Source organism: Clostridium kluyveri (assembly GCF_001902295.1).
Taxonomy (GTDB): Bacteria; Bacillota; Clostridia; order Clostridiales; family Clostridiaceae; genus Clostridium_B; species Clostridium_B kluyveri_B.
The window spans coordinates 135,794-148,725 of sequence record NZ_CP018335.1; the positions used below are offsets into that span (position 1 = coordinate 135,794).

The window sequence follows — 12,932 nt, forward strand, 5'->3', positions numbered from 1 at the left end:
CGTTTATCATTAATATATAAATGTACTTTAAATTCATTGGATAAAAAAATAGAAAATTGTAAGTAAAAATTAAATCTAATTTTTTACTTACAATTTTCTTAAATTAAGGTACAATATAAATAGCCTATCTATTTTCTAAAGAAATATAATTCCTTCTTCTAGAAACACATTTAAAAGCAGGTCTGACAATTTTACCATTGTTCACGATTTCTTCAATGCGATGTGCACTCCAACCTACTATTCTTGAAATAGCAAAAATAGGTGTATACATTTCAATTGGTATATCAAGCATTCTATATACAAAACCGGAATAAAAATCAACATTTGCACTGACATCTTTATTGACTTTTGATAGGTTTTTCATTAATTTAGATGCAAGTTTTTCCACTTTTGCATAAAGATTATATTCAGCTTCTAAGCCTTTTTCTTTAGCAAGCTTTTCTACATATTTTTTAAAAATAACTGCTCTTGGATCTGAAATAGAATATACAGCATGTCCTATTCCGTAAATAAGACCAGACTTATCAAATGCTTCCTTGTTAAGTAATTTAGCAAGATAATTTTCAACTTCTTCATCATCATTCCAGTCTTTTAAATTTTCCTTCATGTCATTAAACATCTCAACTACTTTGAGATTTGCACCTCCATGTCTTGGGCCTTTTAAAGAACCAAGAGCTGCTGCAATTACTGAATAAGTATCTGAACCTGAAGATGTTACAACGTGGGTAACAAAAGAGGAATTATTGCCTCCTCCATGTTCAGCATGAAGTACCAATGCAAGATCTAGGAGCATGGCTTCAAGCTTAGTATATTTACAGTCATTTCTAAGCATATGTAAAATATTTTCAGCTGTACTTAGATGTGGTTCAGGACTGTGAATAATAAGACTCTTATTTTTATGATAATGGGAAAAGGCATGATATCCATAAACACCAATCAGAGGAAAACAAGCTATAAGTCTAATACATTGTTTCAACACATTATCTGTGGAAGTATTATCAGCATTATCATCAATACTGTAAAGAGCCAGTACGCTTCTTGCCATTGAATTCATTATATTTTTACTTGGCATTTTTAATATCATATCCCGAACAAAATCTTCAGGTAAATTTCTATACTTTGAAACAAGCTCTGTAAACTCATTAAGTTCCTTCTTATTAGGTAGTTCTCCAAAAAGCAACAAATAACAAACTTCTTCAAAACCAAAACGGTCATCTTTTAAGAAACCATTTACTATATGCTGTATATTAACACCTCTATACATTAAGGTACCTGGAATAGGGATAACTTCATTTTCGTCTATAATGTATGAATGTACCTCTCCAATTTCTGTTAATCCCACGAGTACTCCCCTGCCATCTGCGTCCCTAAGACCACGTTTAACCTGATATTTGTTATATAACTCAGGATCAATAGAATTCCTTAATTTTTTAGATAGCTCTTGTTCAAATTTCTCTAAATCCATATTATCCATAATATATTACCTCACAAAATTATTAATTTATAGCTCTACCTATAATAATAAAGTTTTAATTTTAACATATTGAAAAGTGTTGCTCTACGTTAATATTAACCTTTAAAATAAATAAAAATACACATTAAGGAGTATTAATGCAATCAATAAAATTAAGTTTCTGTATAATAATTTTTACCTAAATCATATAAATATATAATACAGTCAATTATACAGAAGAAAGTTACACTTTTCAATTAATTTTTAATAATTAACTTTAATCTACTAAATTTGTAAGGTGATAGTTTGATACATCGAATTGATTAATCAGTTTAGTATATTATCACAGTCATAAAATCGTAATAAAAATTTAGTTATGCATGTATATAAGCTGTATTTTATTAATTTTTAATATTGTCTAAAATTCTAAGTCTATATGCATTCATACTGGTGTTCCCCAATTTATCCATAAGCTTGTAATTAGCATAAGCACCAACTACTGCACCAATTCCAGGTACCATTTGAAGCATCTTTGCAATATCTATATAGTCTCTATATTCCTGCTGGAAAGTCCTCCAATCAAAATCATCTTTATTCATTGGAAGAGATTTAGAATGATCGTTCCAATGAGACATAATGTTATAGATTTCATTTCTTCTCTTTTGACTTGAGAATGCTATTTGAAATATATATAAAATATATAATCTTTCCTTATAATTCTTTAAATCAAAGCCGTAAATACCTGCTATATCAAATAAAAATTTTATCTTTAAGCTTAAAAGAATAGGGAAATCTGCTAAGCTTAAAAGAATACCTCCTGCTCCGGTTCCTGCGCCGCTTAACATCGCAGCTTTTCTGTAAGATTCTATTTTTTCCCTTGCTATACTTTCCCTATTCTTTAGATTTAAACTGTGAAGTGGATTTTTTGAGATATATTTGCAAGTGAATATTACCCCTTTTACCATGTTTTTTATGGAGCCGGTAATTATAATGTTGGCTTTTTCAGGAACAATGCTATTTAATTTTTTCTGGATACCCTTGGTAAAATTATTTGTCAAACTGGCATTTTTAGTCATCTCTTTCTGCCAAGCTAATAATTCTTCTAAAACTTTACTTTCATATGAATCCATATATTCTCCTTATAACAATCAATTTTATATACTATATTTAATATAACTTAAAATTTATCTAAGTTCTAGTATAATTGATTTTTATACTGGTCGTTACTTATTTTTTCTATAGGCTCAACATATTCTTCATCTTCATCCTCATATTCTTCAATTATATTTTTTCTTCTATTAAATTTTCCTACAGATTGGTAACTATCCTCTGCATCAAATTCTGTCTGACTATCATATCCCAGATCAAGGGTATGTTTAATAACTTCTTCTTCTGCAGGCCTATTTCTTTTTTCAGCTGGTTTTATATTATCAATAGTTCTTTGACAGTCAATACAATACTCAGTGTAGGGAATAGATTCTAACCTATTTTCGTTTATATTTTTTCCACATTTTTTGCATATACCATAGGTGCCATTTTCTATGTTTTTTAAAGCATCTTCTATTTTTCTTATAATGATTTTTTCATTTTTTTCGAAAGCTATTCCTCTTTCCTTATCATATATACTGCTGGCGCTATCTGCAGGGTGATTGTCATAAAAAGATAATTCCGCAGACATTTCAGTATTGGATTTTATGGTTTCATTTTTTTCCATTTGTTTTAATAAATTATACGCTTCATTCTTTTGTGATTCTAATTTGTATTTTAGATTTTTTAGCAATTTATCATCCATATTAGCATAACACCTTCCATTTATATTTAGACATATACTTATTTTAACTTAAAAAATATCATTTATTCCGTAATTATAAATTATCATGTAAGAACAATAAAATTCTCTTGATAAGGAAGACTAAATAATGTAAAATAAATACAACATGATAATAGGATAAAGGATATGAAAAGGAATAGTACTTATAGTCTAAATTTTAGAAAGCTGTTGGCTGATGTGAAACAGTATGAGGAATATATGGAACTCACCTTGGAAACTTCTATTTAAAATTCAGAACTAGGCTATATGCGACTTCTGAAAAGTAGATATAGACAGAAACCCTCTGTTATAAGGGAAAGACATAAAATTTATTTAACTTGTGTCTTTAAAATATAAACTTGAATTTATAAATTGGAGTGGTACAGCGAAGATTTAATCTTTCGTCTCTAACTGCAGTATTGGCAGAAGACGAAAGATTTTTTTATTACTATGAAAAAGGAGAGAAGGAATATGCACAATTATAAAAAATATAAAAAAAATTATTTTTTACCACCGGTACCATCAACAAATTGGGTGAATAAAGATTATATTGATAAAGCACCTATATGGTGCAGTGTAGATTTACGGGATGGCAATCAGGCATTAATAGAACCTATGGATTTAGAAGAAAAACTTGAATTTTTTCAAATGTTATTAAAAATAGGTTTTAAGGAAATTGAAGTTGGATTTCCAGCAGCATCTGAAACAGAATATCAATTTTTGAGAACAATTATTGAGAAAAATATGATTCCAGAAGATGTGACAATACAAGTTCTGACGCAAGCAAGAGAGCATATTATAAGAAAAACCTTTGATGCCATAAAAGGTGCTCCTAAAGCAATTGTTCACTTGTATAATTCCACTTCCGTTGCACAAAGGGAGCAAGTATTTAAAAAAACAAAAGAAGAAGTTAAACAATTAGCTATAGAAGGAGCTAAATTATTAAAAGAATTATCATTGGATACAGAGGGTAATTTTTCCTTTCAATACAGTCCTGAAAGTTTTCCTGGGACTGAAGTAGATTATGCACTTGATGTGTGCAATAATATACTTGATATTTGGCAGCCAGATTGTGGACATAAAGTAGTTATCAATATCCCTACAACTGTTGAAAATGCTATGCCTCATGTATTTGCCAGTCAAGTGGAATATATAAATAATAATTTAAAATATAGAGAAAATGTTATTTTATCCTTACATCCTCATAATGATAGGGGCTGTGGAGTTTGTGATGCAGAACTTGGATTATTGGCAGGTGCAGATCGAATTGAAGGAACCTTATTTGGAAACGGAGAAAGGACAGGTAATGTAGATATTATTACAGTTGCTATGAATCTTTATTCTCACGGCGTTGATCCTAACTTAGATTTTAGCGATATACCAAATATTTGTAATAAATATGAAAAACTCACCAAAATGAGTGTACATGAGAGACAACCTTATGCTGGTTCACTGGTATTCACAGCTTTTTCTGGCTCCCATCAGGACGCCATTGCAAAAGGTATGAGCTGGCGTGAAGAAAAAGATTGCAGGCATTGGACAGTACCTTATTTACCTATTGATCCTAAAGATGTAGGAAGAAAATATGACTCAGATGTGATACGCTTTAACAGTCAATCTGGAAAAGGTGGTGTCAGCTATATTCTTAAACAGAATTTTGGCATTCAATTACCTGAAAAGATGAAGGAAGAAATGGGTTATATATCCAAATCAATTTCCGATGCCCAGCATAAAGAGTTAACTCCAGAATGGATCTATGAAGTGTTTGAATCAGAATATATGGGAACCAGTCACACTTTCAGAATAGATGAATGTCACTTTAAGCAGCAAGATGGTATAATTGCAGAAGTTACAATTGAATATAATAAGCAGCATAAAGTACTAAATGGCAAGGGAAATGGAAGATTAGACGCCGTCAGCAATGCCTTAAAGCAATATTTCTCTGTGAACTATGAAATATTCGGTTATGAAGAACATGCTCTAGAAAAAGGTTCTTCTTCAAAAGCTATATCTTATGTAGGAATTACCTGTCATGATAAATTGTATTGGGGGGTAGGGGTAGACCCAGACATTATAAAATCTTCTATTCAAGCTTTAATTGCTGCAATTAATCGTTCGGGACAAATATCATAAATTAATAAATCACTTGTAAAATAATCTTAATCTTTCAATTTTAAATTATATAAATTGAAAGATTACATAGATTATTTTATTTCTATTGGTATCTAATACCAATACTCTCTCCCATAAGTACTTTAGTTTCATAGCCTATATTTGATTGTTCCAATAAGTCTTTATGAATTCTTATTTTATTTTGTTCAAAAAATAAGATAATTGTAGAACCACCAAATTTGAAATAACCCTTTTCATCACCTTTTGATATGTGTTTTCCTGGAAAATAAGTCTGTACTATGCTTCCTACGCAGGTAGCACCTACTTCTATGTAAAGTATGTCTCCAAAATTTTTCGAATGAAAAATACTCCACTCTCTCTTATTCCTACAAAAAATATTGGAGATGTTTCTTAAAGCAATTGGATTCACAGAGTAATAATATCCTTTAATTTTATAAGTAGGATCACATATTCCCTGATCTATAAAGTGAAATCTATGATAATCGGTTGGGCAAAGTCTTAATATTAAGCAGGTACCTTTATAGAATCTTTTAGCAATTTCAATGTTATTTATGAGATTATATAAACTATATGTAAACCCCTTGATTTGAACGATTTTGTTTAAATCTATATTTTCATAGACTTGTAATCTTCCATCTCCAGGAGATATTAAAACTTTTTCATCCATATCAATAGATCTGGAGTTATTTTTAAGGGCTCGTGAAAAAAAATCATTGAAACATTTAAAATCATCTGTATGTTCCACATAATCACCCATATTTATATTAAAGTTTTTTATGAAATGATAAATATTTTTTCTACTGTATCTACTGTTACAAAAATAACCATATAATTTAGAAAATATTTTTTTCTTAATTATAAGTTCTAAAAGTTTCATTCCAACAGGAGAGCAGTAGGTCCATTTTAAGTATTTTTCACCTGCCACTTGTTCAATTTCATATTGTTTTGTTTTTCTATTAAAATATTTAATCATTTTTAACCTGCCTTTGGAATTGTTTTAATTCCCATTTTAAATCTTTTATAATTTATTTTAGCATTATAAGTATTATGTATAAATAGTTTACACAGCTAATATTTAAAAAGTTATTGAGTTGTTTTAGTAACATAAGTATAATGAAGTTGTATATAATTGTACTCACCGGTCGATAATTAATAATAGAAACCTGGGGTGGTCTTCGTGAATAATACAAAGAGGATAATTTTCGAATCTGCTATAAAAATTTTTTCAAAAAATGGATATAATGGAGCAACTATGGATGCAATAGCTGCAGATGCTAGTGTAGCAAAGGGAACGTTATATTATCATTTTAAAAGTAAAGAAGAAATATTTAAATATATAGTAGAAGAGGGAATGAATGTACTTATAGAAAAAATAGAAATTGATTCTAAAAAGGAAAAAAATGCTTTAGATAAGATAAAGATTTTATGTAAGGCTCAATGGGGGCTGGTTTATGAAAATAGAGATTTCATTAAGGTAGTGATGAGTCAACTTTGGGGACAGGAAATAAGACAACTGGAGTTGAGAGAATATATAAGGTCCTATATAATTTATACACAAAACTATCTGAAACAATGTATGGAAGAAGGCAGTATAAAAAAATGTGATTCATTATTTTTGGCCTATACTTTATTCGGAACTATTTGTTCTGTTGCGGTTTATGAATTATTAAATGAGGATAAAAAGGATTTAGATGATATGATAGAAAATCTTATGAATTATATTTTAGATGGGATAAAAAAAGGAGAGTGATTTAATCTCCTTTAAAGTTTACCTGATTTTAGTATGGAAATTATAAGTGTAATACCAATAAATATAAAAAGTATGAAATCTACGATACCGATTAAAGGTATATTGTAAATTTTAGGACCTATATTTAGATTTAATATCAAAGAAGAACTTATAATCATAGAACATACTATAAGAGAAATTGATAATCTGTTTACCATTCTATTTAATTGATTTATAGAGTCATCAATTTTATTGAATTTTAGCTGAATTTTAGCTCTTCCATTTAGTATACCATCTATTAATTCCACAGTTTTCATTGGAAGTTTTGAAAAATTTTTAGTAAAACTATAAGAGTTTATAAGAATATCCTCTAAATTTATTCCTTCAAAATAATAGAATCTGTTATTTTGTTTTAAAAAGGGTATAGCTACGTCTAAAATGTTAATTTCAGGTGAAATTTCTGTTATTAAACCTTCTATTATTATTAAACTTTTTACTAGTAATATTAAATCTTTGGGCAAAACTATATTGTTATTTTTTGCACACTTAAAAATTTCTGTCATCAACACTGAAATTTTTATATTTTTAAGTGATGTAGATAAGTAATTTACTAAGAACATTTCTATATCTTCATATAGTTTATTTCTGTCTATGAGTTCTTTTTTTACGCCTAAGGATATAATTGAGGATACAAGCTTATCTATATCTTTTTGTACTATGGCTATAATAATTTCATTTAAAAGTGATTTAAGTCCAGGCGAAATTATACCTACTATACCAAAGTCTATAAAACATATTTTTTTATCAAGTATCATTAAATTACCAGCATGGGGATCACCGTGAAAAAATCCATCAGTAAATACTTGTTTAAAGAAAAATAATGCGAGTTTTTCACCCAAATCTTGTAAATCATATTTTTTTTCCCTTAATTTAGCTATATCATTTATTTTAAATCCGTGAATTTTTTCCATTGTCAATACTTTAGTTCCGGAGAGAGATTTTACTACATAAGGTACATAACAAAAGTTAATATTTTTATTTAGTTCTTTGAATTTTACCATATTTTCATATTCTAATTTAAAATTTAGTTCTCGTTCGGTGGAGAACAATAATTCATCTAAAGCTTCTTCAGGATCTATTAAAACATTTTTAAATTTATTTCTACTAAATTTTATAATTTTATATAATAGATTTATATCAGTTTCTATTTTTTCTTTTATTTCAGGCCTTTGTATTTTTACAATAACTTTTCTTCCATCCATTAAAGTAGCATTATGTACTTGGGCTATAGAGCCAGAAGCCAAGGGAGTTTTCTCAAAATATAGAAAACAATCCTTTATATTTTTATTAAACTCATTAAAAAATACTTTGTCTATATGTTCATATCTTTCAGGAAATACTCCATCTTGAAGCTTTGAAAGTTCTTCAATATATTTCAAAGGTAGTATATCCGGTCGTGAGCTTAGTATTTGGCCTATCTTTATGAATGTAGGTCCTAAAGTTTCAAATGCTTTTCTAAGGTTTTCGGGAGATTTTTTGTCTTTAGAGCCTTTATTGTCTATTAAAAATTTAAAACCATATTTAGTTAGTACTTTTAATATCTCTTTAAATCTTTTTGCAGATTTCTTATTCATAAATATATTTGATAACTAAAGCCAAAGGCTTTAGTTATCATTATTTATTTTACTTTCAAGTTTATCTAATCTTTCATTTATTTTTGATATATCATCTTTGGTTGCAAAATTCATACTATCTAATATGGATGTGAGCTGGGTTTTATTTAGAGGTTTTATTTGTTCTTTTTTAGCTAGGGCAGTTTTTTTTAGTTCTTCGGACAACTGTTTTCCTTCATCAACTGTTATTCTTCCTTTTTGAACCATTTCCTGGATTAGTTTTGATGCCTTTTCATAAGTGTATGCAGCAGAACCAATTCCTGCTAAAAATAATTTTTTTAATTCATTGATCATGTAAAATCCTCCTTTATAATAGTTTTAATTTTAGGGGCAAATATATACATTTTTATAAATGATATATTAAAATAATTAGAATATGAAATATCTATTTTAATATTTATTATACAAGAGCAAAAAGAAATTGACAATTATTATAAACTATAATAAAATGTTAAGGTAGCAATTGTACATAAATATGCGCTCGTAGCTCAGTAGGATAGAGCAGCGGTTTCCTAAACCGCGTGCCGGGGGTTCGATTCCTCTCGGGCGCACCATAAGTCTTGTAAATGGTGAATTTACAAGATATTTATTTTATAAAGGATTATGCTTTTATTTTATATTTTATTTAATGTTAGTAATTTATATGTACATTTATCATAAAAGTAATTTGTATTAATTTTAAATTATTAATTTTCAGAGGTATTTATGGATGGTTTTATGTTTGAGGCTATAAAACAAGCTGAAATGGCATTACAATTAGGAGAAGTTCCGGTAGGAGCTGTGGTAGTAAAAAATAATAATATAATATCAAGAGCTTATAACTTAAAAGAAACATTGAAAGATAGTACAGCTCATGCAGAAATACTTGCTATAAGAAGTGCTTCAAAAGTGGTTAAAAATTGGAGATTGAAAGATTGCAGCATGTATGTTACATTAGAACCCTGTCCTATGTGTGCAGGAGCTATATTGCAGTGTAGAATAAGTAGGTTATATATAGGAACATTTGATCCTGTCATGGGTGCCTGTGGTTCCGTAGTTAATATACTGCAAAATAACTTTCTAAATCATTGGATAGATATTCAATGGCTATATAATAATGAGTGTAGCAATATGTTAAAAAAATTTTTTAAAAATAGAAGATAGAAGAACTTATCAGGGGTATAGCATATTTATTATCTACTTTGAAGAAGATGGGGTATCAGCTAATTGCTGCCTTTGGAGTCTGAATCAGGACAGATCTATGAGTTGTTCTATCCAAGTTCTGTCCGAGGTGCTAAAATAAGTTTATAATCTGGAGAAGTACCCAAGTGGTTGAAGGGTCCGCACTCGAAATGCGGTAGGTCGGGAGTTCCCCGGCGCAAGGGTTCAAATCCCTTCTTCTCCGCCATAGTGTTTATTAAGATGTGTTAAACTCCAAAAATGGCTTAAATTAAGGCTTTAAGGAATTTTAGTTTAGATAAGAATTATTAAAATGTAGTACGATTGTAGTAAAAATAATCATAGTTAATCCAAAAAGTTGTCTAGTAAAGCAGGAGGCTACTGAAAAACCTAGGTGTTTCAGTAGCCTCCCGCTTTACTAGGGCTCTTTTCTTGTGTATAAAGATAAGGAGATAGGCAGGTGGGGATGAAGTTTAATATGTCTCAAAGAGCTGTCACGAAAAGGAGGTATAGGTTGATTAAAAATATACTGTTTTATCTAATTGTTACGAAAAGCAGTATATTTTTGTTGACTAATATTTTTTACTATAATAGGATAAGAAAATTATAGTTATAATAATCTGTGCAATTAGAATGGTGGCAATAGTTATAGAAGCTTCTTTTAACCTTAAAAATCCTAGTATGATAGTTGTTATTGATTCAAGAAAAATTATTATGGTATAGGCAGATGAGTGAGATTTCATTCTTATTAATTGAGTGCGTTCTTCATTTTTAGCGATTTCGATTCGTTCTGCTTTTTTGGGGTTGTTTATTAGTCTAATGCTAGAAATAGTACCTAGTATTCCAGTGGCTGTACACGCTCCAGCTATGCCATAAATAAGTCCATTGCTGTAGTTATAGGCAAAATTATGAAATAGAGCAACTGTAAATGCAACAATACCAATAACGGTATATACAATAAAAAATACAAACTGTTTTTTAGCATAATTCATGGGTTATTCCTCCTCAAAAATAAATACTTCTTCAATTGATAATCCGAATATTTTGGCTATTTTATAGGCAAGAAAAATTGATGGATTATATTTCCCACTTTCGAGGGAAATTATTGTCTGTCTGGTAACTTTACAGAGTTCAGAAAGTTCTTCTTGTGTCATACGTTTTTTCTTGCGTAAATCTTTAATATAATTTTTCATAATTCACTCCTTATAAAAAGTATAGTAAACTTTACAATTTAAAGTATAGTAAACTTTACTTTAAATGTCAAGTCAATTTTACATTAAAATATACCTCTGATTCCAGGGTTAAATGGAGCCTTGCTTTTACTTAAAAGAAATAGTACTATATATTAGGATAATATTAAAGAGAATGTATGGGGGAAGCCCAAAAGTAAAGGCGTAGCAGAATCAACAATTGAGCTTTTCGAGTGTGGTTATGATGCCGGCGTAAAGTCTATTGCTCCGATGGTCACGATAACAGAAGATGGAGTTTTGGAGATTAGTTCTAAGAACAAAGAATTGATTTTTAATTTTAATAACGGTATCAAATATAGAATTGTTCTTTTTAAATTATACAGGTTTGGCTATAGCTTTTAAATATAGCTACCAATGTGGGAAACCACAAATAAAAATTATACTACATATTGTGAAAGGCATTTGATTAAGTTCAAATGCCTTTTGATATGTGTAAATATTTATTTAACCTGTACAAAATAATATCGTAACAATTGATGTATATAATACATAATAAGACATACATACCATCCTCTGGGCATTGAGGATACATAAGGCTGTGTCCATGGTTGCAGGGCACATTAAATATAGATGCAACCACTATAAGTTATGTTTTTACTGCATCTTTAAAATAAAAGAACATTGAAAATAGGCACTGTTAATGCAGTGTCTACTTTTATATTATTTACAAATAGTTATTACATAGGACATTGGATTGTAACAAATGCTGTGTATAATAAGTATTGTGAATGGCTTATGAATTAGTTTCCCACCATATACATATTTACGTTAGTGTCCTATAAGCTGCAGGGCACGTTAAACTCAAATGCAACTGACAGAAGTTTATATGTTAAATTGATCTCCTTTTAGATAATGATTAACAATATTATCAAAAGTAAGTACCCGTCACCTGGGTGCTTGTTTTTATATCTTTTAACATATGTGTAATGATATCATAACAATTGGTGAATATAATATATTTAAAGGTAATCCATAATGATACCAAAAGCAATACCCATAATTAAGCATAGGTAATTATTGATTATATATAATTATACTCATCAACTAAAAACTCTTAATATCACACAAAGTACCAATATTATTTTGGTACTTATTTTTTTATTTCAAAAAATTAATGGTCAATGGATTAATAGGAACTGAGGTGGCATTGATGGGAAAATTAACGTCAAAACAAAAAATATTTGTTAATGAATACTTAATGGACCTTAATGCCACTAGAGTCTATAAGATAGTTTATCCTAGGCGTAAAAAAGATGAAACAGCAGCACAGGCAGGAAGTAGATTGTTGAGAAACGTCAGGGTTAAAGATTATATAGATAATACAATCCAGGGATATACTGCAGCACTTGGTAAGTATGCTGTAAATGCTATTGATACTATTCTAGGTGTTAAAAATGAAAAACCGGCTAGTTTTTTACAACAAATTCCGGGATTAAAAGAATTCTTGGTTAATCCATATTCACAACAAAGAACCATTGAGGATTTTTATTCACTTAAAAGTGATATATATTCAAAATACCAGGAAGCAGTTAAAAAGTTTAAAGCAGAAAATCCTGATATAGAATATAATGACTGGCTCAGAGCTTTAAAGAACAATATTACACCTATTAAAAATCCTAAGGAAGAAGTAATAAGTTTACCTGATGAACTTTCAAAATTGCACAAACAGCAATATCAATATAATAAGGTATTGACAGTATATTCTAAAAAGTGATATATTTATAAC

At 29.1% G+C, this 12,932-nt stretch carries 12 protein-coding genes and 2 tRNA genes; 6 read left to right on the forward strand and 8 right to left on the reverse strand.

Annotation, left to right across the window (positions count from 1 at the left end; translation table 11 throughout):
* Positions 1 to 124: 124 nt before the first annotated feature.
* From BS101_RS00820 to BS101_RS00830, 3 genes are all read right to left on the reverse strand, one after another.
* Positions 125 to 1,474 carry a citrate/2-methylcitrate synthase gene (locus BS101_RS00820; RefSeq protein ID WP_073537124.1) on the reverse strand — a complete coding sequence of 450 codons (1,350 nt, stop codon included), beginning with the start codon at positions 1,472 to 1,474 and terminating at the stop codon, positions 125 to 127.
* Positions 1,475 to 1,854: 380 nt separating this feature from the next.
* Positions 1,855 to 2,583 carry an EcsC family protein gene (locus BS101_RS00825; protein ID WP_073537125.1) on the reverse strand — a complete coding sequence of 243 codons (729 nt, stop codon included), beginning with the start codon at positions 2,581 to 2,583 and terminating at the stop codon, positions 1,855 to 1,857.
* Between the two features lie 65 nt (positions 2,584 to 2,648).
* The gene (locus BS101_RS00830) at positions 2,649 to 3,245 is read right to left on the reverse strand and encodes a TraR/DksA C4-type zinc finger protein (RefSeq protein WP_073537126.1); all 597 of its coding nucleotides are present in this window, start codon (positions 3,243 to 3,245) and stop codon (positions 2,649 to 2,651) included.
* Positions 3,246 to 3,734: 489 nt separating this feature from the next.
* On the opposite strand from BS101_RS00830, the gene BS101_RS00835 reads away from it, so the two are divergent.
* Positions 3,735 to 5,396, forward strand: a complete 1,662-nt coding sequence (locus BS101_RS00835; RefSeq protein ID WP_073537127.1) for a 2-isopropylmalate synthase — start codon at positions 3,735 to 3,737, stop codon at positions 5,394 to 5,396.
* Positions 5,397 to 5,478: 82 nt separating this feature from the next.
* On the opposite strand, the gene BS101_RS00840 is transcribed toward BS101_RS00835, so the two are convergent.
* A complete protein-coding gene (locus BS101_RS00840) occupies positions 5,479 to 6,369 on the reverse strand; it encodes a phosphatidylserine decarboxylase (protein WP_073537128.1) in 891 nt (296 codons plus the stop codon).
* A gap of 204 nt (positions 6,370 to 6,573) precedes the next feature.
* Between BS101_RS00840 and BS101_RS00845 the strand changes: the two genes are divergently transcribed.
* Positions 6,574 to 7,146: a TetR/AcrR family transcriptional regulator gene (locus tag BS101_RS00845; protein ID WP_073537129.1), complete on the forward strand. Its 573-nt coding sequence runs from the start codon at positions 6,574 to 6,576 to the stop codon at positions 7,144 to 7,146.
* An 11-nt stretch (positions 7,147 to 7,157) separates the two neighbouring features.
* Here BS101_RS00845 and BS101_RS00850 read toward each other — a convergent pair whose 3' ends face one another.
* Both BS101_RS00850 and BS101_RS00855 read right to left on the reverse strand, forming a co-directional pair.
* Positions 7,158 to 8,759, reverse strand: a complete 1,602-nt coding sequence (locus BS101_RS00850; protein WP_073537130.1) for an ABC1 kinase family protein — start codon at positions 8,757 to 8,759, stop codon at positions 7,158 to 7,160.
* A gap of 30 nt (positions 8,760 to 8,789) precedes the next feature.
* Complete coding sequence (locus BS101_RS00855) at positions 8,790 to 9,092, reverse strand: phasin family protein (protein WP_073537131.1); 303 nt, start codon at positions 9,090 to 9,092, stop codon at positions 8,790 to 8,792.
* A gap of 183 nt (positions 9,093 to 9,275) precedes the next feature.
* Here BS101_RS00855 and BS101_RS00860 point away from each other — a divergent pair.
* The 3 genes from BS101_RS00860 (at position 9,276) to BS101_RS00870 (ending at position 10,185) form a co-directional block, all read left to right on the forward strand.
* Positions 9,276 to 9,352, forward strand: a tRNA-Arg gene (locus tag BS101_RS00860).
* 151 nt (positions 9,353 to 9,503) lie between these two features.
* Complete coding sequence (gene tadA, locus BS101_RS00865) at positions 9,504 to 9,941, forward strand: tRNA adenosine(34) deaminase TadA (protein WP_011988658.1); 438 nt, start codon at positions 9,504 to 9,506, stop codon at positions 9,939 to 9,941.
* 150 nt (positions 9,942 to 10,091) lie between these two features.
* Positions 10,092 to 10,185: transfer RNA gene (locus tag BS101_RS00870), tRNA-Ser, on the forward strand.
* Positions 10,186 to 10,528: 343 nt separating this feature from the next.
* Here BS101_RS00870 and BS101_RS00875 read toward each other — a convergent pair.
* Positions 10,529 to 10,948, reverse strand: coding sequence for a hypothetical protein (locus BS101_RS00875; RefSeq protein ID WP_073537132.1), 420 nt, complete (start codon positions 10,946 to 10,948; stop codon positions 10,529 to 10,531).
* A 3-nt stretch (positions 10,949 to 10,951) separates the two neighbouring features.
* A complete protein-coding gene (locus tag BS101_RS00880) occupies positions 10,952 to 11,149 on the reverse strand; it encodes a helix-turn-helix transcriptional regulator (RefSeq protein WP_011988660.1) in 198 nt (65 codons plus the stop codon).
* A gap of 1,207 nt (positions 11,150 to 12,356) precedes the next feature.
* Between BS101_RS00880 and BS101_RS00890 the strand changes: the two genes are divergently transcribed.
* Complete coding sequence (locus tag BS101_RS00890; RefSeq protein WP_242951364.1) at positions 12,357 to 12,920, forward strand: terminase small subunit; 564 nt, start codon at positions 12,357 to 12,359, stop codon at positions 12,918 to 12,920.
* Positions 12,921 to 12,932 lie beyond the last annotated feature (12 nt).

Excerpts from the sequence above, each read along its gene's own strand:
- BS101_RS00820 (WP_073537124.1), bottom strand. The coding sequence starts at position 1,474 with ATGGATAATATGGATTTAGAGAAATTTGAACAAGAGCTATCTAAAAAA.
- BS101_RS00825 (WP_073537125.1), bottom strand. The coding sequence starts at position 2,583 with ATGGATTCATATGAAAGTAAAGTTTTAGAAGAATTATTAGCTTGGCAG.
- BS101_RS00830 (WP_073537126.1), bottom strand. The coding sequence starts at position 3,245 with ATGGATGATAAATTGCTAAAAAATCTAAAATACAAATTAGAATCACAA.
- BS101_RS00835 (WP_073537127.1), top strand. The coding sequence starts at position 3,735 with ATGCACAATTATAAAAAATATAAAAAAAATTATTTTTTACCACCGGTA.
- BS101_RS00840 (WP_073537128.1), bottom strand. The coding sequence starts at position 6,369 with ATGATTAAATATTTTAATAGAAAAACAAAACAATATGAAATTGAACAA.
- BS101_RS00850 (WP_073537130.1), bottom strand. The coding sequence starts at position 8,759 with ATGAATAAGAAATCTGCAAAAAGATTTAAAGAGATATTAAAAGTACTA.
- BS101_RS00855 (WP_073537131.1), bottom strand. The coding sequence starts at position 9,092 with ATGATCAATGAATTAAAAAAATTATTTTTAGCAGGAATTGGTTCTGCT.
- tadA (WP_011988658.1), top strand. The coding sequence starts at position 9,504 with ATGGATGGTTTTATGTTTGAGGCTATAAAACAAGCTGAAATGGCATTA.
- BS101_RS00875 (WP_073537132.1), bottom strand. The coding sequence starts at position 10,948 with ATGAATTATGCTAAAAAACAGTTTGTATTTTTTATTGTATATACCGTT.
- BS101_RS00880 (WP_011988660.1), bottom strand. The coding sequence starts at position 11,149 with ATGAAAAATTATATTAAAGATTTACGCAAGAAAAAACGTATGACACAA.
- BS101_RS00890 (WP_242951364.1), top strand. The coding sequence starts at position 12,357 with ATGGGAAAATTAACGTCAAAACAAAAAATATTTGTTAATGAATACTTA.